Here is a 22844-nt window from a genome sequence, read left to right as displayed (position 1 = left end):
GCCACCAACATGGACCGCCGCACCGTCATGGCCGGCGGCGTAGCCGGGGGCCTCGCGCTGGTCGGCACGCCCGCCTTCGCCGCCCGCCCCTCGCTGCCGAGCAAGCGCCCCGCGCTCGCCGACCGCAACTTCACCAGCCGCTCGGTCGAACGCGAGATCGCGCGCGTCTCGGCCCGGATCGGCGACCCGAAGCTGCGCTGGATGTTCGGCAACTGCTACCCGAACACGCTCGACACCACCGTCCGCATGTCGACCGCCGGCGGCGCGCCCGATGCGTTCGTCATCACCGGCGACATCCCCTGCCTGTGGCTCCGCGACAGCTCCGCGCAGCTTCGCCCCTATCTCCACCTCGTCCGCGAAGACCCCGCGTTGCGCACGCTCTTCCGCGGCCTGATCGCACGCCAGTCGCGCTCGATCCTGATCGACCCCTACGCCAACGCGTTCATGGAAAGCCCGACGGCGAAGACCAACCTCAGCTGGGCGCTGAAGGACCAGACCGAGATGAAACCCGGCGTCGCGGAGCGCAAATGGGAGATCGACTCGCTCTGCTATCCGATGCGCCTCGCCTACGGGTATTGGCAGGCGACGCGCGACGCGACGCCGTTCGATGCGACCTGGGCCGAGGCCGCCCGCGCGAGCATCCGCACCTACCGCGAGCAACAGCGCAAGGACGATCGCGGCCCCTACAGCTTCCTGCGGTCCTCGAACCGCAACACCGAGACGATGGCGCTCGAAGGCTGGGGCAATCCCGCCAAGCCCAACGGCCTGATCCAGTGCGGCTTCCGCCCCTCCGACGATGCCTGCGTCTACCCGTATCTGATCCCGTCCAACCTGTTCGCGGTCACCACCCTGCGCGAACTCGCGGTCGTCGCGAACGAAGCGCGCCACGACACCGCGCTCGCCGCCGATGCCACGGCGCTGGCGAACGAAGTCGAGGCGGCACTGGTCGCGCACGGCCGGATGCGCCTGCGCGACGGCAGCGAAGTCTGGGCTTTCGAAGTCGACGGCTTCGGCAACGCGGTCTTCATGGACGACGCCAACGTGCCGTCGCTCTCCGCCCTCGCCTATATGGGCTGCGTCCCCGCCACCGATCCGCTCTGGCACCGCACCGCGCAGGCCGCCTGGAGCGACGCGAACCCGTATTTCTTCAAGGGCGCCAAGGCCGAGGGGATCGGCGGACCGCATGTCGGGCTCGGCCAGATCTGGCCGATGTCGCTAATCGTCCGTGCGCTCGCAGGCGCAGACGATGCCACTGTCCGCGCGTGCCTGCGGATGCTGCGCGACACCGACGCCGACACCGGCTTCATCCACGAGGCGTTCGACAAGGACGATCCCGCCAAGTTCACGCGGTCCTGGTTCGCCTGGGCCAACGGGCTGTTCGGCGAACTGATCGTTCAGCTTGCGAACACCCGCCCCGCACTATTGGCGAGCGCCTTATGAAGATCACGCGACGCGCCCTGCTTGGCTCCAGCGGTGCGCTGGCGATCACCGGCGCAATCCCCGCGATCGCACGATCTCCAAAAGCAGCGCCCAACCTCTGGATCGGCACCGGCGGCGACGGCCATACCTATCCCGGCGCGACGATGCCGTTCGGGATGGTTCAGGTCAGCCCCGACACCGATACCGAGAATTGGGCCAACTGCTCAGGCTATCATCACGGCGACCCGACCATGATGGGCTTCTCGCACACGCATCTGTCGGGCACCGGCATCGCCGACCTGATGGACGTGCTGGTCGTCCCCGGTCGCGGCGCGGTCAAGCTGCTGCCCGGCGCACCCGACAAGCCGGGCGATGGCTATCGCCAGACCTACACGCAGGAGGTCACCGAGCCCGGCTATTACGCCGTCACGCTCGGCAACGGCGTCCGCTCCGAACTGACCGCGGAAACCCGCGTCGGGTGGCATCGTCACCACTTTCCCGCCGGCCCCGGCCACCTCCTGGTCGATCTCGGCAACTACCGCGACAGCCGCCCGGGCGAAGGTCCGCTGATCGACGACAGCCGGATCGAGCTCGACACCGACGGCACGCTCACCGGCAGCCGCCGGACGTTCCGCTGGGCGAAGGGTCGCCGCATCCACTTCGCGATGCACGTGTCCCCTAAGCCCGACCGGATCACGCTCTACGCCGACACGCAGAGCGTCAACGGCGCGATCGTCACCGCCGACCGCGTCCGCGCGGTGCTGCATTACGACAATGCAGGCGCCGCACCGATCGTCGTCCGCACCGCCGTCTCCGCGGTCGACATGGCGGGCGCGCGGACCAACCTCGCCGCGTCCTATTTCCGCGAGTTCGACGTCGCGCGACGCCAGGCGATCCGGAATTGGGCCGACACGCTCAAGGTCGTGCGGGTCGAGGGCGGCACCGACGACGCCCGCGTCATCATGACCACCGCGCTCTATCACGCGATGATCGCCCCGACGCTCTTCTCCGACGTCGACGGCCGCTATGTCGGGCTCGATCGCGAGGTCCACAGCGTCCCCGCCGGCGAGCAGGCGTACAGCACCTATTCGACCTGGGACACGTATCGCACGCTTCACCCGCTGCTCACGCTGGTCGCCCCCGATCGCGCGAAGTCGCTGGTCCGCGACCTGATCCGCCAGACGCAGCAAAGCGCATACGGCCCGCCCTGCTGGCCGCTCCAGGGGGTCGAGACCGGCACGATGATCGGCTGGCACTCGGTCGCGATCATGGCCGAGGCCGCAGCAAAGGGCATCGACGCCGATTATGCCGCGGCATGGCCCGCGATCCGAACCCGCGCGTTCGATCCCGCCGCACCCGACCTCGTCAACAGCCGCGCGCGCGGCACCTATATCGAGCGCGGCTATCTGCCCGCGGACGTCGTCGACGAGTCGGTCAGCCGAACGCAGGAATACGCCTATGACGACTGGGCGATGGCCACGCTCGCGCAGAAGGCTGGCGCTAAAGAAGACGCCGATCGCCTGCGTCTCCGCAGCCGCAACTACCGTAACGTGCTCGATCCCGCGATCGGCCTCGCCCGACCGAAGCTCGCCGACGGCAGCTGGCTGACGCCCTACGACCCGATCCAGCTCGGCCACACCAAGCGCTACCGCGACTTCACCGAGGCGAATGGCTGGCAGACGACCTTCCTGAACCAGCACGACCTCTACGGCCAGATCGCGCAATTCGGCGGCGACGCGAAGTTCGCGAGCCGGCTCGACGCGCTGTTCGCCGCACCCTCGACGCTGCCCAAGGACGCGCCGCCCGACATCTCCGGGCTGCTCGGCCAATATGCGCACGGCAACGAGCCCGACCAGCATGTGCCCTATCTCTATGCCTATGTCGGACAGCCGTGGAAGACGCAGGCGCTGGTCCGCAAGCTGCTCGACACGATGTACCGCAACGCACCCGACGGGATCATCGGCAACGACGATTGCGGCCAGATGAGCGCATGGTTCGTGATGTCGGCGCTCGGCTTCTACCCGGTCGATCCGGTCGCGGCGGTGTACGTGTTCGGCTCGCCGCTGTTCACCCACGCCGAGGTCCGCGTCGGCAAGGGTCGCAAGCTGGTCGTCGAAGCCCCCGGCAACCGCGCCGACACGCCCTACGTCGCGGCGGTCCAGTGGAACGGCAAGCCGTGGACGAAAAGCTGGATATCACACGCCGATCTCGCGGCTGGCGGCACGCTCCGCTTCACGATGTCCGCCACGCCGAACCCTGCATTCGGCGCCAAGCTCGCCGACCGACCGCCCTCGTTCGGCCAGCCCGCTGCCTGATACCTCCCGGAGACGATGATGACCGATGTTTCCCGCCGCCTGCTGCTCGCCTCGGGTCTAGCCGCCACCGCCACGCCCGCGATCGGCGCCGGCCGCGAAACCGCGCCGAAACCCTGGGGTGCGACGCCCTCGAAGCGGCAACTCGCCTGGCACGCGCGCGAGCAATACGCGTTCGTCCATTTCTCGATCAACACCTTCACCGATCGCGAATGGGGTTATGGCGACGAGGATCCGAAGCTGTTCAACCCGACCGACTTCTCGCCCGACCAGATCGTCGCCGCGGCCAAGGCAGGCGGCATGCGCGGCATCATCCTGACCGCCAAGCATCATGACGGATTCTGCCTCTGGCCGACGATGCTCACCGAACACTGCATCCGCAACAGTCCCTACAAGGGCGGCAAGGGCGACATCGTCGGCGAAATGGAGCGCGCCACCCGTCGGGCCGGGCTCGATTTCGGCCTGTATCTCTCGCCCTGGGATCGCAACCACGCCGAATATGGCCGCCCCGCCTATGTCGAGTATTTCCGAAAGCAGGTGGTCGAACTCTGCACGCGCTACGGCACGCTGTTCGAATTCTGGTTCGACGGCGCGAACGGCGGCGACGGCTATTATGGCGGTGCGCGCGACACGCGGAAGATCGACGCGCCGAAATACTATAACTGGCCGTCGATCGTCGCGCTGGTCCATGAGCATCAGCCGATGGCCTGCACCTTCGACCCGCTCGGCGCGGACCTGCGCTGGGTCGGGAACGAGGACGGCGTCGCCGGCGATCCGTGCTGGCCGACCATGCCGAACCATCCCTATGTCCAGTCCGAGGGCAATTCGGGCGTGCGCGGCGCGCCGCTCTGGTGGCCTGCCGAGACCGACGTCTCGATCCGGCCCGGCTGGTTCTATCACGCCGACGAGGATTCGAAGGTCAAGACGCCCGCGCGCCTGATCAAGCTGCACGACGAGTCGGTCGGTCGCGGCACCAACCTCAACCTCAACCTGCCGCCCGACCGTCGCGGTCGCCTCGCCGATATCGATGTTGAGACGCTGAAGTCGTTCGGCGCTGCTCAAGGAGCGACCTTCGCCACCGATCTCGCCAAGGGCGCCGTCGCATCGGCCAGTCACGTCCGCGGGAAGACCTATGCCGCCAGCACGGTGCTCGACGGCAACAGCGACACCTACTGGTCGACGCCCGACGCCGTCACCACGCCGACGCTGACGCTCGACCTCCCGCCGGGTCGCGCGTTCGACCTCATCCGCCTCCGCGAGTATCTCCCGCTCGGCATACGCGTGACCCGGTTCGCGATCGACGCCGAGATCGGCGGACAATGGCGCAAGCTCGCCGAGCATTCGGGGATCGGCTCGCAACGGATCGTCCGCCTCGAAAAACCGATCGCCCCCCGCCGCCTCCGCCTGCGCATCCTCGAAGGCACCGCCTGCCCCGCGATCAGCGAAGTCGAGCTGTTCCGCCAGGTCGCGCCCGCTCCCGTCGCGCCGGTCCGCAACACCGATACGACGACCGTCATCACCAGCCGCTGGTCGATCGTCACCGCGACCGCGCCGAGTGCCAAGGCGCTGCTCGACGACGACAGCGCGACCGCCTGGACCATGCCCGCGCCTGCGCCCGGCACACCCGCCTCGGTCACGATCGACCTGGCCGCGACCGAGACGCTCGCCGGCTTCGTCCTGATTCCGTCGCGCGCGGTAATGGCAAAGACGGCCCCGCCGAAAGGCTACCGGGTCGAGGCGAGCACCGATGGCAAGACGTGGCAGGACATCGCCAAGGGCGAACTCCCCAACATCGCCTACGCGCTCGCCGCCCAGCGCATCGCCTTCGCCCGACCGACCACTGCGCGCTACCTGCGATTCTCGTTCGCCGAAACCGCGATCCCCGCACAGCGGCTGGCGATCGCAGGCCTCGGCGCGTTCAGGCCGAAACCAGGCGCATCTTGACGGGCATAGGTATATTCGCTGCCACCCTGCCGCCGCAGAAGGAGAATGTAGATGACCGCCTATGTCGTATTCGTGCGCAACGAAGTTACCGATGCCGAAGAGATGAAGCAGTACCAGGCTAAGGCACCCCTGGCCCGCGAAGGCCGCACGCTGAAGCCGCTCGCGTTCTACGGTGCCGTCGAGACGCTCGAAGGTCAGGCTGTCGAGGGCGCCGTGATCCTCGAATTCCCCGACGTGGCCGAGGCGCATGCCTGGTATGACAGCCCGGCCTATCAGGACGCGTTGCAGCACCGTCTCAAGGGTGCCGACGACCGCGTGTTCGTGATCGAGGGGCTACCCGGCTAACATAGGGCCAACCGATCCCCGGCTGGCGCACCCAACCTGTACGCCAGCCAACAACCCCGTTCAGGAACGATGTCTCTCGATAGCCGTATCAACGGCACATCCCGATTGTCGGGTTCGAGAGGACATCTCATGAAGTTTACGCATCTCATCGCTGCCGGGTTGGCCTTCGCGACACTCGGCCTCGGCGCCGCAGCTCCCGCAGAAGCACAGCGCGGCTACAGCCAGCAGTATCGCGACAACGATCATCGCGGCGACCACCGCGACCATCGTGGCGACCGCCGCGACTATCGCCACAACGACCATCGCGGCGATCGTCATGACGACCGTCGCTATCGTGGCCGCGATCATGATCGTCGCAACTGGAACAACAACCGCCGCTGCCGCACCGAATGGCGCCACAACCGCCGCGTGCAGATCTGCCGCTGATAATTCTTGAAATCGAGTGGGCGGTGGCGCGATGCTGCCGCCCACTCTCGTTGTGACCTCTTAGAAGGATCCGGATCATGAAGCGTTTTCTCGGTACGGCTGCACTGATCGCCGCGACCTGCCTCTCCGCCGCCACCCCCGCGCTCGCGCAGTCGCAGGCCGACGACGCGCGCTTCGCCGCCGCCCAATCGCGCCTCGACAGCGAATTGCAGATCTTCCGCCAGGAATTCGATCGCTACCAGTCGGTCCGCGGCAACCGCGGCGGCTACGCGCCCCAGGGCGGCTATCGCACCGCGCCAGATCGCAGCGGAGGCTATCAGGAAGCCTATCCGGACGAGCGCGACGAGGGTAACTACGACCCCTCGCGCTACTATCGCGCGGGCCCGAACTACCAGGAGCGGACGCTGGCGACCAACGACCGCGTCTATGCGGGCCAAGACGGCAAATATTACTGTAAGCGCAATGACGGCACGACCGGGCTGATCATCGGCGCAGCGGGCGGCGGCATCCTGGGCAACGTCATCGACGGCGGCCGTTCGCGGATCGTCGGCTCGCTGCTCGGTGCAGCAGCCGGTGGTCTCGCCGGGCGTGCAGTCGAGCAGAGCAACAGCCAGGTCCGCTGCCGCTAGGTTCATGCCGCGAGCTAACTGTTCCCCCGCGAACGCGGGGGCCCAAGATCACAAGCGATACCGTTCGTGACCCTGGGCTCCCGCGTTCGCGGGAGAACGGCAGGGAGTAGCGGGAGACGGCAGGAGCCCCCCCCTACTTCGCCACCCCGACCAGCTTCTGCGTGAAGTACGTCATCTGCAAAGCCTGCAACCGAGCCCCCTGCTCGATATCCGCATCGCCCGAATGGCCACCCGCCGTGTCCTCATAATACAGATACGGCAGCCCATATTCCTTCAACCGCGCCGCGAACTTCCGCGCATGCTGCGGCCCGACGCGGTCGTCCTTGGTCGTCGTCCAGATATACGGCTCCGGATACGCGACGCCCTTCTTGATGTTCTGATACGGCGAGATCGTCTCGAGGAACGCCTTCTCCGCCGGCACCGTCACCGACCCATATTCGTCGACCCACGACGCCCCTGCCGCAATCCCCTCATACCGGATCATGTCGAGCAACGGCACCTGGATCGTCACCGCCTTCCAAAGCTCTGGATGCTGGTTGAACTCGACCCCCATCAGCAACCCGCCGTTCGAACCGCCATAGATCCCCAACTTGGCCGGGCTCGTCAGCTTCCGCGCAAACAGGTCCTTCGCCAGCGCCGCGAAGTCGTCATAGATCACCTGCCGCTTCGTCTTCCGCCCGGCGTCATGCCATTTCGGCCCGAACTCCCCGCCCCCGCGGATGTTCGCCAGCACATACGACCCGCCCCGCTCCAGCCACAGCTTGCCGGTGCTCCCCGAATAGCTCGGCGTCATCGACACCTGAAAGCCGCCATACGCCGTCATGATCGTCGGCGTCGTCCCGTCGAGCGCGATGCCCTTCTTGTGGACCACGAAATACGGCACCTTCGTCCCGTCGGTCGAGGTCGCCTCGAACTGCTCGACGACATCGTTCGACGCATCGAACTTCGCCGGCAAAGTCTTGATCGGCTTCGGCGCAGCGCCCGTCGCGGCATCCAGCGAATAGAGCGACGTCGGCGTCAGGAACCCGGTCACCGTCAGATACGCGTCGTCGCTGCGATCAGTCGTGCTCGCGACATCGATCGAGGCGTTGTCAGGCAACGCGATCGGCTTAGCGGTCCAGCCGTTCGCGCCATGCGAATAGACCGACGCACGGCCGCGGACGTTGTCCGACACGACGAGCAGCAACTTCGACTTGGTCAGCGCCATCCCGTCGACCGACTGGCGCGGCCCCGGTGCGAACACGATCGTCGGGTTGATCGTCCCCTTCTCCACCTCGGCCAGCGGCGCGGAAGCAACCGCCCCCTCCGGGATCTTGCCCCACGGGTCGCTGGTCGAGAAGATCACCTGTCCGTCAATCATCCCCGCCGGAAACGTCCGGTCGGGCAACGCGAGCGGCCGCGTACCCGCCGGCGTCCACACCAGCTTGTCCGCGCCGAAGAACGTCTTCCGCCGCTGGATCACGATCAGGCGATTACCCTTCTCGTCGGTCAGCACGTCCGCCCCGGTCGCCCCCTGGTCGGTCGCCGCGCCGCGATACACCTCGGTCGCGGCGGTCAGCGGTGCCCCACGCTTCACCTGCTTCAGCACGAACGCATAGCCCGACTGCGTCGTCGTCCCCGCCCCCCAGTCGCGCGCGACCAGCAGCGTGTCCTTGTCGACCCAGCTCGCATCCTGCTTTGACTTCGGCAGCATGAAGCCACCCTCGACGAACGCGCCGGTCGACAGGTCGAACTCGCGATACGTCACCGCATCCTCGCCGCCCTCCGACAGCGCGACCAGGCACAGCCGCTCCTCGGGCTGCAGGCAGGTCGACCCCTTCCACACCCACTGCTTGCCCTCGGCCTTGCCCAGCGCATCGAGGTCGAGCGCGGTCGTCCATTTCGGCGTCGCGCTCGCGTAATCGGCAGCGCTCGTCCAACGCCAAAGCCCATGCGGATGCTCGGCATCGCGCCAAAAATTGTAGATCCGCCCGAACATCTGGTTCGGCATCGGGATGCGATCCTTCGCCGACGCGATCGCCAGCGCCTCGGCATAGAAAGTCTTGTAGCGCGGATCGTTCTGGAGCCGCGGCAACGTCTTCGCATTCTCCGCCTCGACCCAGGCGAGCGGCTTCGCGCCATCCTTGTCCTCGAGCCAGATATACGGGTCGGCGGCGGTGTTCGTTTTGGTCATCGGTGCGACTTGGGCAAGCGCGGCACCGCCCGCAAGGCCGGCGCCACCGCTCAATATCGTCGCCGCAAGCATCGAAGCCAGAACCCGCATCGTCGTATCTCCCTGATTTGCTTGGCGGGATACATGACGAGGTCTATCGCGGTCCGCAATGCAACCGGACCAGATATCCGCGGCCGACGGCCTGCCCAAGCCCCGCCGCTTCGTCGCGATCGCCGCGATCTCGGCAGGGACCGCGCTGACGATCATCGACGGCGGCATCGCCACAGTCGCACTCCCGACGATCGCGCGCGACCTGCACGTAGGCAGCAGCGCGGTGGTGACCGTGGTCACGGTGTACCAGCTGATCCTTGCGATGGCGCTGCTCCCGTTCTCCGGGCTCGGCGACCGGATCGGCCTGAAGCGCATGTACCAGTACGGCCAGCTGCTGTTCACGGTCGCGACGTTGCTCTGCTTCTTCGCCAAGAGCCTGCCGTTCCTGCTCGTCGTCCGCGCCGCACAAGCTTTGGGTGCCGCGGCGGCACTGAGCGTCTCGTCGGCACTGATCCGCTCGATCTACCCGACCAAGCAGCTCGGTCGCGGCCTCGGGATCAACTCGGTCGTCGTCTCCAGTTCCGCGGCACTCGCCCCGACGATCGGCGGCCTCGTCCTCGCCATCGCCCCCTGGCCCTGGGTGTTCGCCAGCGCCGTACCGTTCGCGATCGCGTCGCTCTTGCTCGGCCGCGCGCTACCCGAGCCACGGAAGCACGACGAACCCTTCGACGTGCTGGGTGCGGTGATGTGCGCGGCGATGATCGGCCTCGTCATCGGCGGCGCGGAGAGCGCGGTCCACGGCGACAGCCCGATCGTCTCGGCCGCGATCGTGCTGACCGGCGTGGTGATCGGCTGGTTCTTCGTGAAACGCGAACAGGGCGAGACCAAGCCGATCCTGCCGATCGACCTGCTCGCCCGGCCCGTCCTCGCGCTGTCGGCGATCGGTGCCTACACCGCGTTCATCGCACAGATGACGCTGCTGCTCTCGACCCCGTTCCGCCTGACCCACGCCTACGGCTTCAGCGCGGCGGAAGTCGGCGCGGCGATCGCACCGTGGCCGCTGGCGAACATGTTCGTCGCGCCGCTCTCCGGCTGGTTGTCGGATCGCTATCCGGCCGGGCTGCTCGGCGGGATCGGCATGGGCGTGTCGATCTGCGCGCTGCTGCTGATCGCATACATGCCGGCGGACCCCGGCTATTTTGACATCGCATGGCGAATGGCGCTGTGCGGCTCTGGCTTCGGAATGTTCATGGCGCCGAACGCGCGGTTGATCATCGGCAGCGCCCCCCGCGAACGCGCCGCTGCAGCTGGCGGCCTAGTCTCGACGGTGCGCTTGGTAGGCCAGACCACAGGTGCCACCCTGGTCGCCGCCCTCCTCGCCATGGGCGTAGGCGCCGGCATGACCCCGCCCCTCGTAGCTGCCGGCCTAGCACTAGTGGCAGGCCTATGCAGCCTAAGCCGCCTCCGCCCCTCGATCCGCAACCCGCCGACCGAAGAAACGCAGGACGTCCAACCCGCCCAGCAGACGCGCTAACTGCTGCTCCCTCTCCCCTCCGGGGAGAGGGTCGGGGTGAGGGGCAGCCAAGCAGCGCTCCGCCCGGAACAGCCCCTCACCCCAGCCCTCTCCCCGGAAGGGGGAGAGGGAGCAGGAGAAGAATGTTCACCCTGCTATTCCTCCCCGGCAAGGGGAGGGGGACCGCCGCTCGCAGAGCGGGGGTGGAGGGGGATCACCCGGAGCGTACCGCTTCGAAGAACGAATACGGCAACCGCTGACAGCCACAGGTAGCAACCCGAGCATTTACGACCGCAACTCTCGGGGTGAGCCCCCTCCACCAGCTTCGCTGGTCCCCCTCCCCGTTCCGGGGAGGATACCCCTCAGAAAGCAGCCGTCGCCTTAGCCTCCCCCATCATCGCCGCCCGCACCAAGGGGATCGGCGGTCCACCATAACTCAGAAACTGATCATGGAACGCCTTCCAAGCCTTCCGCCCACCCCGCGTCGCAGTCCAATCCCACCGCAACTTCCGGATCATCAGCTTACCCATCGTATAATTCAGATACGCCGGATCATACGTCCCCCGAGCAGCCTGCTGCTTCGCATTCCCCTCGTCCTGGTAACATTCGTTGACGAACATCCGGAACGACTGCTCCTGCGTCATCCCCTTCGCATGCATGCGGATCGCCGACAGATACCGGCAATCCCGCAGCAGTGCGTTCGAAATCTGCCCGACATGCGTCTCCGGATCGCCGTTGTTGAGCCCCGCCTCCCACATCATTTCCTCGGCATAATGCGCCCACCCCTCGGCAAACGCATATCCCACGAACAGTCGTCCGAAGAGCGACGGCGAGCGGTTCGCATGGAGGAACTGGACGAAATGCCCCGGCATCACCTCGTGCACCGACGTGAACAGCAGGTCGTTCTTGCCCGGCACGAACGCGTCCTGCACCGCCTTGGTCCACGCGGGATCGGGCGGCGAGATATAGTAGATCGACGGCACGCCCTTATCGAACGGCCCCGGCGGATCGATATACGCCGAGTTCTGCCGGTTATACGGCGGCGACTCCTCGACCAGCGCCTGCTCGGTCCCCGGGATCGTCACCAGATCATGATCAACGACGAATTTCCGCAAAATCGGGATCTGGCGTCGTGCTTCGGCAACCGGGCCGCCGACCGGCTTGTTCGCGTTCATCTTGTCCATGCACGCGAGGATCGTCTGCCCCTTGGCGAACACCCCGCACGCCTGCGCGAGCGCCGCCTGGTTGCGCTTGAGGTCGGCAACACCGGCCGCCTCGAGCTGGTCGAGCGGCGTATCGACGCCCTCGGTCATCGCCACCATCCGCGAAAACTTGTCCGCCCCGAGCGCAAAGTCCTGCGTCGCGGTCGCGCGCTGGCCCTCGGTCCACGTCCCCAGATCGCGCATCGCCTTCGACGCCGCCTGCGCCGCATCGGTGAGCTGTTTCTGCGCCGCCGCATCCTTCACGCCCGCAAACGCCTTCACCGCGTCGCCCGCATAATAGTCGGCAAAGCCATTGAACGCCGCCGTCCCGTAATTGACGTAGCTCAGCGGCATCGGCGTCTTGAGGTTCGCCTTGATGTTCCCCGCCGCCGCCGGGATCTTCTGCAGGAACGCGGTCAGCGCCTTCATCCGCGTCGGCGCATCGGCATAGTTGCGCGCGATATACGTGTTCGGATCGAGCCCCGCGCTGACATACCAGGCCGGATTATGGTGCGGCTGGTCGGCATCCTCCAGCCAGAAGAGCTTGCCCTTGGAGACCTGCACCAGATAGTCGCGCTCGAACGCCTCGGCGGGCTTCAGATCCTTGAACGCGCCCGCCTTGTCGATCGCGCCATGCAGGAAGTCCGCCTGCCGCTTCAGCCCAGCCGCGCTCCAGTCGCCCAAGCCGCCGTCATATTCGTGCTTGCCCTGATAGACCGCGTTGGCCGGATCGATCTTGAACCAGCCGTCGATGAAGCCATCGCGGAACCCCGCCCAGTCGCCCGTCGCAGCAGTCGTCGGCGCGGCAGGAGCCTGCGTATTCGCGGTCGTCTGCGCAGGGCCGCACGCGCTCAAGGCGAGGACCGCGCCGAGCGCCGTCGTCAAAAGTCCGATCCGCATCCTGTCTCCAATTCCGATTCGTCTGGGACCATGCTGCCAGTCGAAGTCTTGGTACGCCAGCGTGCGGAACGGCGCGCACGATGAGCCGTTGAACGTGCATCTGCCAAGACAGACCGGAGACTTGCATGCCCTACGTAAAAACCCGTGACGGTACAGACATTTACGTCAAGGACTGGGGCACGGGTCGCCCGGTGATCCTGACGCATGGCTGGCCGCTCAACGCCGACAGCTGGGACGCGCAGGCGATGGCGCTCGCGCACGCCGGCTTCCGCGCGATCGCGTATGACCGCCGCGGGTTCGGTCGCTCGGGCCAGCCCTGGACCGGCTACAATTACGACACGCTGACCGACGATCTGGCCGACGTCATGGAAGCCACCGGCGCGAACACCGACGCGACGATCGTCGGCTTCTCGATGGGTGGCGGCGAGATCGCGCGCTACATGAGCCGTTACGACGGCAAGGGCGTGGTCGCCGCCGGGCTGATCTCGTCGGTGGTGCCGTACATGCTCAAGACCGATGACAATCCCGACGGCGTTCCCGAAGAGACGCTCGCCAGCATCGGCGCGGGTATCGAGGACGACCGCCCGGCGTTCTTCAAGACCTTCCTCCAGCAATTCCTCGGCGTCGGGTTCATCACCTCGCCGGTCAGCGACGAGGTGGTAGACTGGGTCTGGAGCCTTGCGATGCAGGCGGGCCTTCACCCGACACTGGAGTGCGCCAAGGCGTTCGGCCACACCGACTTCCGCCAGGATCTCGCCGCCTTCCGCGTACCGACGCTGGTCGTGCACGGGACGAGCGACAAGACGGTCCCGATCGACGCCACCGGCCGCGCCGCCGCCAAGGGCATCGCGGACTCGCAACTGGTCGAATATGACGGCGCCCCGCATGGCCTAACGATCACGGAGAGCGATCGCTTCACCAACGACCTGCTGACGTTCCTGGGTCGGTAATTCTTGAATCCTCCCCCCCGCAAGGGGGAGGTGGCAGGCTCTTGCCTGACGGAGGGGGGAAACGGGAAACACCTGTTTCGTATCCTCCCCCTCCGTCACCTGCGGTGACACCTTCCCCTGGCGGGGGAGGATCGAAACACTAGTTCCCCAAGGGCACGATAACCTCGTCCGGATGCGCGACGTTAAGCTCCTTGCGGACCATCTCGTCGACCATATCCGGGTTCGCATGATCCGGGTTCAGCAACGCCACCCGGTTCTTCAACACCTCCCGCTTGCGATCGAGCGCGGCATAGTCCTGCTCACGCTTCGCAAGCTGGCGCTTGTAATCGCCATACGCGAACATCCCGTTCGGCCCGAGCACGGCATACGCGCCGAAGAACGCCATCAGCGTCAGCCCCAGCGCCGGCCACGCGGCCTTGCGCATCGTCTTCCGCAACTTGCTGGTCTTCGTCGTCACGCGTGCCATGTCGTCCTCCGGTTTCCGAACCTATCACCCCCCGATCAAGATGTCGCGGCCGGCATAGCGCGCCGCATCGCCCAGCTCTTCCTCGATCCGGATCAGCTGGTTGTACTTGGCCAACCGGTCCGACCGCGCCAAGCTGCCCGTCTTGATCTGACCGCAGTTGGTCGCGACCGCCAGGTCGGCGATCGTCGAATCCTCGGTCTCGCCCGAACGATGCGACATCACCGCGGTATACTTCGCGCGCTGCGCCATCGACACCGCCTCGAGCGTCTCGGTCAGCGTGCCGATCTGGTTGACCTTCACCAGCAGCGAGTTCGCGATACCCTGGTCGATCCCGCGCTTCAGACGCTTCGGGTTGGTCACGAACAGATCGTCGCCGACCAGCTGGACCTTGTCGCCGATCAGGTCGGTCAGCGTCTTCCAGCCCTCCCAATCGTCCTCGCCCATGCCGTCCTCGATCGAGAAGATCGGGTAGCGGCGCGTCAGGTCCGCGAGATATTCCGCCATCTCGGCGCTCTCGAGAATCCGGCCCTCGCCCGAGATTTCGTACTTGCCGTTCTTGTAGAACTCGGTCGCCGCGCAATCGAGCGCGAGCATCACGTCCTCGCCGGGCTTGTACCCCGCTTTCTCGATGCTCGACATGATGAAGTCGAGCGCTTCGGTGGTGCTGCCGATGTTCGGTGCGAAGCCGCCCTCGTCGCCGACGCTGGTCGACAGGCCCTTCTCGCTCAGGCCCTTCTTCAGCGTGTGGAAGATCTCCGAGCCACAGCGGACCGCTTCGAGGATGTTCGACGCGCCGACCGGGACCACCATGAACTCCTGGAAGTCGATCGGGTTGTCGGCATGCTCGCCGCCGTTGATGATGTTCATCATCGGCACCGGCAGCAGATGCGCCTGCACGCCGCCGACATAGCGGTACAGCGGCAAACCGCGTGCTTCGGCCGCGGCCTTGGCGACGGCGAGGCTGACGCCGAGGATAGCGTTCGCGCCCAGCCGGCCCTTGTTCTCGGTGCCGTCGAGTTCGATCATCGCGCGGTCGAGGTCCGACTGGTCTTCCGCATCCATGCCGAGCACGGTGTCGGTGATCTCGTCGTTGACCGCGTCGACCGCGCCATCGACGCCCTTGCCGCCCCAGCGGGTCTTGTCGCCGTCGCGGCGCTCGACCGCCTCGTGTGCGCCGGTCGAGGCGCCCGACGGCACGGCGGCGCGGCCGAAGCTGCCGTCTTCGAGCAGCACGTCGACCTCGACGGTCGGATTGCCGCGGCTGTCGAGGATCTGGCGTGCATGAAGGTCGATGATTGCGGTCACGTAACGATGCTCCTACAAATCCCGGTGCCGGGTCGTTCGCGCCGCCTCTACCGTCTCACGCCATATCGGGCAATCGCGCGCGCTTCGGGAACCGCGCTCCAACGACGGTGTTGAGTGCGTAACAATTCTGAAAGGGACCGTCATGGCCGACACCAGCGTAAACGACACCGTCAACGACCTGAAAACGACCGTGAACGAGGTCGGGACCGAGCTCAGCAAGACGATCGATAACGGCGATGTCTCGGCCAAGGCCGGCGACGCCAAGCAGGCGATTAAGGACGGTGCGAACAAGTACACCGCACAGGCGACCGACAAGGTCCGCACCTTCGCCGAGGACGGCAAGGCACGAGCAAGTGGCGCGCTGGAGCAGGTCGCACAGTTGCTGACCGACGCCGCAGGCCAGGTCGATGAGAAGCTCGGGTCTCAGTATGGCGGTTATGCCCGCAGCGCCGCCGACAGCGTCTCGGGTTTCGCCGACCAGGTGAAGGCAAAGGACATCGACGAGCTGTTCGACGACGCGCGCGAACTCGTTCGCAAGTCGCCGGCCATCGCGGTGGGTGCAGCAGCCGCCATCGGCTTTGTCGTCGCGCGACTGGTGCAGTCGGGCGTCGATGCCAATTCGAAGGTCTGACGTCTTGTCCGACCCACTGACGTTCGCGACCGGCGAAGACGAGAGCCTTGCATCCATCGTCGGTCGTCTGGCGACCGAAACTAAGAGTCTCGCGACCGCGGAAGTCGCTGTCTACAAGGCGAAGTTCGGTGAGACCGCCAGTGCGTACAAGTCGGCCGCGATGTTCTTCGCGGTCGCCGGCGTGCTGGCTTTGGCCGCACTGATCGCACTGCTGGTCGGTGCGATCTTGACGGTGGCGACGCTGGTGGGGCCAGGATGGGCGACCGCCATCGTCGTGGTGGCCGTCCTCGCAGTGGCGGCGATCCTGGCGATGATCGGCAAGTCGAAGCTTCAGACGAAGAGCGAGCCCGTATCATGACATCCGCCAAAGTCGCCGCCGCAGAGATCGAATCGGCCCTCGCCCGCCAGCGCGTCATGATGACGCTCGGGCAGTTGCAGGACCGGCTCAATCCGCGGAAGCTCGCGCTGAACGCCAGCCGCGACGTCGCCGATGCCGGCACCGCTGCACTCAGCGCCAGCGTCGAGACGGTGAAGCGCAATCCGGGGCCGACCGCGGGGTTCGCCGCGGTCGCCGGGCTGTTCCTCGCCCGCCACCGGATCGTCGGACTCTTCCGCCGCGGGCGGTGACCGCATTGAAACCTTGAAGTCCCAGCTCGCGTTGAATGACGAGCAGCTTGCCACCAGAAGGACATTCCCATGACCGACGCAAAGACCACCGCAAACGAAGCCGCCCACGAGACCGAGAGCCGTCTCCGCGAGGGCCTCGACACCGTCCGCGAGACCGCATCGAAGGTCTATCACGACGCTGGCGACAAGGCCTCCGAGGTTCTCGAAGTCTCGCGCGAGAAGACCAAGCGCGTCGTCAACAACCTCGAATCCAACCCGCTCGGCATCCTGGTCGGCGGTCTCGCTGTCGGCGCGCTCGCCGGTGCGCTGCTCCCGCGTTCCGCGCGTGAGAAGGAACTGCTCGCCCCCGTCGGCAAGCGTCTCAGCGAAACGCTCGTGGCGGCGACTGCCGCAGCGAAGGATGCAGGCCGCTCGGAACTTGGCGAACTCGGCCTGACCAAGGACAATGCGCGCGACCAGGCCAAGGGCTTGCTCGAGGGTATCGTCAAGGCGGTCACGACGGCCGGTACCGCAGGTGCGAAGGCGGTTTCGCAAAAGCCTACTGTCTAAGGGTTCAAACCGCGGGTCGAACACGCTAGGGAGGCGGCAACCCCCTCCCTAGGAAAGCAAGCGCATGAGCAAGCTCCACCTCGTATTCGGCGGCCGCGTCAGCGACCCGCGCACCCTGGATTTCAACGATCTGAGCAAGATCGAATTCGTCGGCGTATTCCCCGACTACACCAGCGCCGAGAAGGCTTGGCGTGCTGCGGCGCAGCGTACCGTCGACGATGCCGAGATGAAGTTCGTGGTGGTGCATCTGCACCGGATGCTCGAGCCGAACTTGGGTGCGACTGTAGCCTGAACTACTCCGGAGCCGTCATTCCCGCGGAGGCGGGAACCCATAGTGGCTGTCGTAGCAATCCGATCGCAACGACATAGGCTATGGATCCCCGCCTTCGCGGGGATGACGGATTTGACGGTACTTCTCTGACCATCAATTTCGTATAAAACTGCGCCTCCCCACTCCTGTTCGGGAGTGGGAGAGACGCCAAAGGCGGCCCCCCCTTTCCGTTCGTGCTGAGTAGAGACCGAGTAGGCTCGAAGAGCCGTATCGAGGGCTCGTATCGAAGCACAGGTCCCGCGCGCCAACCTGTCCTTCGATGAGCCGCTTCGACAAGCTCAGCAGCTACTCAGGACGAACGGTGTGGCCGCCTAAGCAGCCCGGTAATGCCAGAGCAACAAAGGCCGAGCCAGCACCAGCCCCGCCAAGAACCCCCCGATATGCGCACCGATCGCAATAGGCCCACTAGCCCCAACCGAAGCCCCAAACCCGGCCAGCCCCATCAGCAGCTGGATCCCGATCCAGGCGGCAGCCAGCCAGACGACATGCACGACCCCAGCCGGCACCGGCCCGATCGCCTGCGCTCGCCGCTCGCCATACAAAAGCGCATAAGCCCCAACAACCGCGGAGATCGCACCCGAAGCGCCAATCATCGGCGCGGTGGACTCAGGCCCGAACGCCCAATGCCCCGCCGCCGCGGCATACGCGCCCAGCACGTACAGCACGGCCAACCCGACAGTCCCCAGCGCCTTCTCGACGAACTGACCGCAATACACGAGCATCACGAGGTTCAGCGCGATGTGCGCCCAACCGCCATGGATCAGGGTCGCAGTCAGCGGCGTCGCCCAGGACGGCACGACGAACATATGCTCGCTAGGAATACCGAGATCGGTCATCCGCAACGGGATGAACCCGGCGTTCACCGCCCAGTAGCCAAGCGACCCGCTCAGCACCAAGAATCCCGAGACGATGACCGTCACGATCGTGATGATCGCCGTCGCCCGCGTCTCGAAGAATTGCATAAGGCTCAGATGAACTCGATCTTGGAGACGACGTAGTAACGCTCGCCGGCCGGCACCGTGACCTCGACCTCTTCATCGAGCTTGCGCCCGATCAGCCCGCGACCCAGCGGCGAATTGTACGAGATCCGCCCCGTCTTCGCGTTAGCCTCGGTCTGGCCGACGATCTGATACTTCACCGGCTTGTCGTTCTCGTCGAGCAACGTCACCGTCGCGCCGAACACGACCTTGTCGCCCGACAAATCCTTCGGATCGATGATCTGCGCGCGGCTCAGCTTGTCCTCGATGTCGGAGATCGATGCCTCGACCTGGCCCTGACGCTCCTTCGCGGCATGATATTCCGCGTTCTCGCTCAGGTCACCGTGTGCGCGCGCCTCTTCGATCGCGTCGACGATCGTCGGACGTTCGGCTTTCAGGCGCTTCAGATCCGCGCTCAGCGTCTCATAGCCTTCCTGCAGCATCGGCATCTTTTCGACGGTCGCCATCATCTCGTCCCCAAATCCATTTCCCCGCGCGAGGCCCTGTACCAGCCCCGCCCACACATCATTCTCATGTCGGGATCAGTCGTGCGACTGCGAATAATAGGATTGCAGCGGCCGTACTTCAAGGCTGTGCGTCGAAAGCTTGGCGATCGCCTTCGCCGCCTCGAGCGACGCCGGCGCGGTCGTGAAGTACGGAATCCGCTGGCCGAGCGCTGACGCGCGGATCGGTTGCGAATCCTTCAGGCTCTGCCACCCCTCGGTGGTGTTGAAGATCAGCGCGATATCGCCGTCCTTGATCCGGTCGACGATATGCGGCCGACCTTGGGCCACCTTGTTGACCTTCTCGACCGGCAACCCGGCGCGCGCCAGATGATCCGCCGTCCCACCGGTCGCGACGATCGAGAAGCCGGTGTCGACCAGCGCCTTCACCGCCTCGACGATCATCGCCTTGTCGCCGTCCTTCACGCTGACGAAGACGTTGCCCTTGGTCGGCAGGATCGTCCCCGCGCCAAGCTGCGCCTTGGCAAACGCGATCGTGAAATCGGGATCGATCCCCATGACTTCGCCGGTCGACTTCATTTCCGGTGACAGCACCGGATCAACGCCGGGGAACTTGTTGAAGGGGAACACCGCCTCCTTCACCGCATAATAGTCGATGTGCCGGTCGATCTTCGGGAGGTTGACCAGCTTCTCGCCCGCCATCACGCGCGCGGCGATCTTGGCGATAGGCGCACCGATCGCCTTCGCGACGAACGGTACGGTGCGCGACGCGCGCGGGTTGACCTCGATGAGGTAGACCAGCCCGTCCTTCACCGCGAACTGGATGTTCATCAGGCCGACCACCGACAAGGCATGCGCGAGCGCCACCGTCTGCCGCTCGATCTCGGCGATGATCTCCGCCGACAGCGAGTAAGGCGGGATCGAGCACGCAGAGTCGCCCGAATGGACCCCCGCCTCCTCGATATGCTGCAACACGCCCGCGACGACCACATCGGTGCCGTCGCAGATCGCGTCGACATCGACCTCGATCGCATCGCGCAGATACTGGTCGATCAGAACCGGCGAGTCGCCCGACACCTGCACCGCGGTCGCGATGTAATGCTCGAGCTGCCCGATCGTATCGACGATCTCCATCGCCCGTCCGCCGAGCACATAGGACGGCCGCATCAGCACCGGATACCCGATCCGCTCCGCCGCCGCGACCGCCTCGTCGCGGCTCCGCGCCAGGCCATTGGCCGGCTGAAGCAACCCGAGCTTGGTGATCAGCGCCGCGAACCGCTCACGGTCCTCCGCCAGATCGATCGCGTCGGGCGTCGTACCCAGAATCGGAATGCCCGCAGCCTCGAGCGAGCGCGCGAGGTTCAGCGGCGTCTGCCCACCGAACTGCACGATCACGCCCACCAGCGTGCCGTTCTGCTGCTCGACATGCAGGATCTCCAGCACGTCCTCGGCGGTCAACGGCTCGAAATACAGCCGGTCCGACGTGTCGTAATCGGTCGACACCGTCTCCGGGTTGCAGTTGACCATGATCGTCTCATAGCCAGCATCCGCCAGCGCGAAGCACGCATGGCAGCAGCAATAATCGAACTCGATCCCCTGCCCGATCCGGTTCGGCCCGCCGCCCAGAATCACGATCTTCTTGCGATCGGTAGGCTCGGACTCGTTCTCGGGCTCGCCGAAGCTCGGCGCCTCGTAGGTCGAGTACATATACGGCGTCTTCGCATCGAATTCGGCCGCGCACGTATCGATCCGCTTGAACACCGGCCGCACGCCCAGCTTCAGCCGATGCTGGCGCACCTCCTCCTCGGTCACGCCGCCGGTCATCGCCTTGACGACCTCGTGGATCAGCCCCGAGCCGCGCGCGATCCCGCGGTTCATGCCCCGCAGATTGGCCGATTGCAGCGCCAGCCATGCAAGCCGCTTGTCGCTGAACCCCATGCTCTTCAGGCGGCGCATACCCGGCGCGTCGATCGGCAGGCCGTCCTTCATCACCTCGGCCTCGGCCGCGATGATCTCGGCGATCCGCTCCAGAAACCACGGATCATACTTGGCGATCGCATGCACCTCGGCGACCGTGAAGCCCTCGCGCAGCGCCTGCGCCGCGACCAGCAACCGGTCCGGCGTCGCGACGGCCAGCGCCGCCTCGATCTCCGCCCGCGGCGCACCGACCAGATGATCGACCTGGTTGAACCCCGACAAGCCCGTCTCAAGCCCACGCAACGCCTTCTGCATCGATTCGTGGATGTTGCGACCGATCGCCATCACTTCGCCGACCGACTTCATCGCGGTGCCGAGCGTGTTCGACGCGCCCTTGAACTTCTCGAACGCGAACCGCGGGATCTTCGTCACGACGTAATCGATCGTCGGCTCGAACGCTGCGGGCGTTGCGCCGGTAATGTCATTCTCGATCTCGTCGAGCGTATAGCCGACCGCCAGCTTCGCCGCGACCTTCGCGATCGGGAAGCCGGTTGCCTTCGACGCCAGCGCGGACGAGCGCGAAACACGCGGGTTCATCTCGATGACGACCAGCCGGCCGTCCTTCGGATTGACCGCGAACTGGACGTTCGAACCGCCTGTTTCGACACCGATTTCACGCAACACCGCGATCGATGCGTTGCGCATGATCTGGTATTCCTTGTCGGTCAGCGTCAGCGCCGGCGCGACCGTGATCGAGTCGCCGGTGTGGACGCCCATCGGATCGACGTTCTCGATCGAGCAGATGATGATGGCGTTGTCGTTGCGATCGCGCACCACCTCCATCTCGTATTCTTTCCAGCCGAGCAGCGATTCCTCGATCAGCACCTCGGTGGTCGGCGACAGATCGAGCCCGTTGCGGACGATCGCGATGAACTCCTCGCGGTTGTACGCAATGCCGCCGCCCGAGCCGCCCATCGTGAAGCTCGGCCGGATGATCGACGGAAGCCCGGTCTTCTCAAGACCTTCCAAGGCTTCTTCAACAGTATGGGCGATCGCCGAGCGCGCGCTTTCCAGCCCGATCCGGTCCATCGCATCGCGGAACTTCAGCCGGTCCTCCGCCATGTCGATCGCATCGGCATCCGCCCCGATCATCGTCACGCCGAACTTCTCCAGCGTACCGTCATGGAACAGCGCGAGCGCGGTATTCAGCGCGGTCTGCCCGCCCATCGTCGGCAGGATCGCGTCCGGGCGCTCCTTCTCGATGATCTTGGCGACGATCGCCGGCGTGATCGGCTCGACATAGGTCGCGTCGGCCAGCTCGGGATCGGTCATGATCGTGGCGGGATTCGAATTGACGAGGACGATACGATAGCCCTCCTCCTTCAACGCCTTGATCGCCTGCGTGCCCGAATAATCGAACTCGCACGCCTGGCCGATGACGATAGGTCCTGCGCCGATGACGAGGATCGAGGAGATGTCGGTGCGTTTTGGCATTACTCAGTCCATTCCCAGATATAGCTGACGTGCTTCGCGCCAGCCGCCGTTAGCGCCTCATCGACCTTGTTAAGGGCTGCATTGAAGCAGCGATGCGCGTTACTCGGCTGTGTCTCTTTGGAAAAATTGATAAGTGGCTCGTCGAGAAACAAGCCATCTCTACGGAGATAAGTCGTCTGCTTAAGGCCGCAGATGTTCACGGCCTTCTTGAAGATCGTTTCCGGCATTGCAGGGGCGCTC

21 protein-coding genes are annotated in these 22844 nt (G+C 65.7%); 13 read left to right on the top strand and 8 right to left on the bottom strand.

Annotation, left to right across the window (positions count from 1 at the left end):
- Positions 1-9: 9 nt before the first annotated feature.
- From E5673_RS07975 to E5673_RS07950, 6 genes are all read left to right on the top strand, one after another.
- Entirely contained in the window at positions 10-1440 is a 1431-nt protein-coding gene (locus E5673_RS07975) for a glycoside hydrolase family 125 protein (RefSeq protein ID WP_136191404.1), read from the top strand.
- Entirely contained in the window at positions 1437-3734 is a 2298-nt protein-coding gene (locus E5673_RS07970; protein WP_136189567.1) for a GH92 family glycosyl hydrolase, read from the top strand. The genes E5673_RS07975 and E5673_RS07970 overlap by 4 nt, the downstream gene beginning before the upstream one ends.
- A gap of 18 nt (positions 3735-3752) precedes the next feature.
- Positions 3753-5675 (top strand): alpha-L-fucosidase, encoded by a 1923-nt coding sequence (locus E5673_RS07965; RefSeq protein WP_136189566.1) that lies wholly within the window; start codon positions 3753-3755, stop codon positions 5673-5675.
- Between the two features lie 51 nt (positions 5676-5726).
- Positions 5727-6020, top strand: coding sequence for a DUF1330 domain-containing protein (locus E5673_RS07960; protein ID WP_136189565.1), 294 nt, complete (start codon positions 5727-5729; stop codon positions 6018-6020).
- A 129-nt stretch (positions 6021-6149) separates the two neighbouring features.
- Complete coding sequence (locus E5673_RS07955) at positions 6150-6446, top strand: hypothetical protein (protein ID WP_133018882.1); 297 nt, start codon at positions 6150-6152, stop codon at positions 6444-6446.
- 77 nt (positions 6447-6523) lie between these two features.
- A complete protein-coding gene (locus E5673_RS07950) occupies positions 6524-7075 on the top strand; it encodes a glycine zipper 2TM domain-containing protein (RefSeq protein WP_136189564.1) in 552 nt (183 codons plus the stop codon).
- A 133-nt stretch (positions 7076-7208) separates the two neighbouring features.
- On the opposite strand, the gene E5673_RS07945 is transcribed toward E5673_RS07950, so the two are convergent.
- Positions 7209-9338 (bottom strand): prolyl oligopeptidase family serine peptidase, encoded by a 2130-nt coding sequence (locus E5673_RS07945; RefSeq protein WP_136189563.1) that lies wholly within the window; start codon positions 9336-9338, stop codon positions 7209-7211.
- 58 nt (positions 9339-9396) lie between these two features.
- On the opposite strand from E5673_RS07945, the gene E5673_RS07940 reads away from it, so the two are divergent.
- Positions 9397-10812, top strand: a complete 1416-nt coding sequence (locus tag E5673_RS07940) for an MFS transporter (protein WP_136189562.1) — start codon at positions 9397-9399, stop codon at positions 10810-10812.
- Positions 10813-11153: 341 nt separating this feature from the next.
- On the opposite strand, the gene E5673_RS07935 is transcribed toward E5673_RS07940, so the two are convergent.
- Positions 11154-12893: a DUF885 domain-containing protein gene (locus E5673_RS07935; RefSeq protein ID WP_136189561.1), complete on the bottom strand. Its 1740-nt coding sequence runs from the start codon at positions 12891-12893 to the stop codon at positions 11154-11156.
- Between the two features lie 125 nt (positions 12894-13018).
- On the opposite strand from E5673_RS07935, the gene E5673_RS07930 reads away from it, so the two are divergent.
- The gene (locus E5673_RS07930; RefSeq protein WP_136189560.1) at positions 13019-13843 is read left to right on the top strand and encodes an alpha/beta hydrolase; all 825 of its coding nucleotides are present in this window, start codon (positions 13019-13021) and stop codon (positions 13841-13843) included.
- 139 nt (positions 13844-13982) lie between these two features.
- Here E5673_RS07930 and E5673_RS07925 read toward each other — a convergent pair whose 3' ends face one another.
- Entirely contained in the window at positions 13983-14267 is a 285-nt protein-coding gene (locus tag E5673_RS07925; protein ID WP_235518634.1) for a septum formation initiator family protein, read from the bottom strand.
- Between the two features lie 66 nt (positions 14268-14333).
- Positions 14334-15614, bottom strand: a complete 1281-nt coding sequence (gene eno, locus E5673_RS07920) for a phosphopyruvate hydratase (RefSeq protein ID WP_136189559.1) — start codon at positions 15612-15614, stop codon at positions 14334-14336.
- Between the two features lie 142 nt (positions 15615-15756).
- Here eno and E5673_RS07915 point away from each other — a divergent pair, with 142 nt between their 5' ends.
- The 5 genes from E5673_RS07915 to E5673_RS07895 all read left to right on the top strand — a co-directional run bounded on the left by E5673_RS07915 (position 15757) and on the right by E5673_RS07895 (position 17713).
- Positions 15757-16245: a hypothetical protein gene (locus tag E5673_RS07915; RefSeq protein ID WP_136189558.1), complete on the top strand. Its 489-nt coding sequence runs from the start codon at positions 15757-15759 to the stop codon at positions 16243-16245.
- A 4-nt stretch (positions 16246-16249) separates the two neighbouring features.
- Positions 16250-16603 carry a phage holin family protein gene (locus E5673_RS07910; RefSeq protein ID WP_243649696.1) on the top strand — a complete coding sequence of 118 codons (354 nt, stop codon included), beginning with the start codon at positions 16250-16252 and terminating at the stop codon, positions 16601-16603.
- Positions 16600-16872 (top strand): hypothetical protein, encoded by a 273-nt coding sequence (locus E5673_RS07905; RefSeq protein ID WP_056486297.1) that lies wholly within the window; start codon positions 16600-16602, stop codon positions 16870-16872. Before E5673_RS07910 ends, E5673_RS07905 begins: the two co-directional genes overlap by 4 nt.
- Positions 16873-16941: 69 nt before the next feature.
- On the top strand, positions 16942-17421 hold the full coding sequence (locus E5673_RS07900) for a hypothetical protein (RefSeq protein WP_056486302.1): 480 nt from the start codon (positions 16942-16944) through the stop codon (positions 17419-17421).
- 64 nt (positions 17422-17485) lie between these two features.
- Positions 17486-17713, top strand: a complete 228-nt coding sequence (locus E5673_RS07895) for a DUF4170 domain-containing protein (protein ID WP_136189556.1) — start codon at positions 17486-17488, stop codon at positions 17711-17713.
- Positions 17714-18063: 350 nt separating this feature from the next.
- Here E5673_RS07895 and E5673_RS07890 read toward each other — a convergent pair whose 3' ends face one another.
- From E5673_RS07890 to E5673_RS07875, 4 genes are all read right to left on the bottom strand, one after another.
- On the bottom strand, positions 18064-18714 hold the full coding sequence (locus E5673_RS07890) for a rhomboid family intramembrane serine protease (protein WP_136189555.1): 651 nt from the start codon (positions 18712-18714) through the stop codon (positions 18064-18066).
- Positions 18715-18719: 5 nt separating this feature from the next.
- The gene (greA, locus tag E5673_RS07885) at positions 18720-19196 is read right to left on the bottom strand and encodes a transcription elongation factor GreA (protein ID WP_056052861.1); all 477 of its coding nucleotides are present in this window, start codon (positions 19194-19196) and stop codon (positions 18720-18722) included.
- A 75-nt stretch (positions 19197-19271) separates the two neighbouring features.
- Positions 19272-22604 (bottom strand): carbamoyl-phosphate synthase large subunit, encoded by a 3333-nt coding sequence (gene carB, locus E5673_RS07880; protein ID WP_136189554.1) that lies wholly within the window; start codon positions 22602-22604, stop codon positions 19272-19274.
- Positions 22604-22831 carry a hypothetical protein gene (locus E5673_RS07875; protein WP_136189553.1) on the bottom strand — a complete coding sequence of 76 codons (228 nt, stop codon included), beginning with the start codon at positions 22829-22831 and terminating at the stop codon, positions 22604-22606. The genes carB and E5673_RS07875 overlap by 1 nt, the downstream gene beginning before the upstream one ends.
- Between the last annotated feature and the right edge of the window lie 13 nt (positions 22832-22844).

It is taken from the genome of Sphingomonas sp. PAMC26645, assembly GCF_004795835.1.
GTDB lineage: Bacteria > Pseudomonadota > Alphaproteobacteria > Sphingomonadales > Sphingomonadaceae > Sphingomonas.
Note: the sequence above shows the minus strand (reverse complement) of the source record. Positions and strands in the feature narration are given on the sequence as shown.

Bases quoted from the DNA above. Each gene is read 5' to 3' on its own strand.
- E5673_RS07975 (WP_136191404.1), top strand. From the start codon at position 10: ATGGACCGCCGCACCGTCATGGCCGGCGGCGTAGCCGGGGGCCTCGCG.
- E5673_RS07970 (WP_136189567.1), top strand. From the start codon at position 1,437: ATGAAGATCACGCGACGCGCCCTGCTTGGCTCCAGCGGTGCGCTGGCG.
- E5673_RS07965 (WP_136189566.1), top strand. From the start codon at position 3,753: ATGACCGATGTTTCCCGCCGCCTGCTGCTCGCCTCGGGTCTAGCCGCC.
- E5673_RS07960 (WP_136189565.1), top strand. From the start codon at position 5,727: ATGACCGCCTATGTCGTATTCGTGCGCAACGAAGTTACCGATGCCGAA.
- E5673_RS07955 (WP_133018882.1), top strand. From the start codon at position 6,150: ATGAAGTTTACGCATCTCATCGCTGCCGGGTTGGCCTTCGCGACACTC.
- E5673_RS07950 (WP_136189564.1), top strand. From the start codon at position 6,524: ATGAAGCGTTTTCTCGGTACGGCTGCACTGATCGCCGCGACCTGCCTC.
- E5673_RS07945 (WP_136189563.1), bottom strand. From the start codon at position 9,338: ATGCGGGTTCTGGCTTCGATGCTTGCGGCGACGATATTGAGCGGTGGC.
- E5673_RS07940 (WP_136189562.1), top strand. From the start codon at position 9,397: ATGCAACCGGACCAGATATCCGCGGCCGACGGCCTGCCCAAGCCCCGC.
- E5673_RS07935 (WP_136189561.1), bottom strand. From the start codon at position 12,893: ATGCGGATCGGACTTTTGACGACGGCGCTCGGCGCGGTCCTCGCCTTG.
- E5673_RS07930 (WP_136189560.1), top strand. From the start codon at position 13,019: ATGCCCTACGTAAAAACCCGTGACGGTACAGACATTTACGTCAAGGAC.
- E5673_RS07925 (WP_235518634.1), bottom strand. From the start codon at position 14,267: ATGCGCAAGGCCGCGTGGCCGGCGCTGGGGCTGACGCTGATGGCGTTC.
- E5673_RS07915 (WP_136189558.1), top strand. From the start codon at position 15,757: ATGGCCGACACCAGCGTAAACGACACCGTCAACGACCTGAAAACGACC.
- E5673_RS07905 (WP_056486297.1), top strand. From the start codon at position 16,600: ATGACATCCGCCAAAGTCGCCGCCGCAGAGATCGAATCGGCCCTCGCC.
- E5673_RS07900 (WP_056486302.1), top strand. From the start codon at position 16,942: ATGACCGACGCAAAGACCACCGCAAACGAAGCCGCCCACGAGACCGAG.
- E5673_RS07895 (WP_136189556.1), top strand. From the start codon at position 17,486: ATGAGCAAGCTCCACCTCGTATTCGGCGGCCGCGTCAGCGACCCGCGC.
- E5673_RS07890 (WP_136189555.1), bottom strand. From the start codon at position 18,714: ATGCAATTCTTCGAGACGCGGGCGACGGCGATCATCACGATCGTGACG.
- greA (WP_056052861.1), bottom strand. From the start codon at position 19,196: ATGGCGACCGTCGAAAAGATGCCGATGCTGCAGGAAGGCTATGAGACG.
- carB (WP_136189554.1), bottom strand. From the start codon at position 22,604: ATGCCAAAACGCACCGACATCTCCTCGATCCTCGTCATCGGCGCAGGA.
- E5673_RS07875 (WP_136189553.1), bottom strand. From the start codon at position 22,831: ATGCCGGAAACGATCTTCAAGAAGGCCGTGAACATCTGCGGCCTTAAG.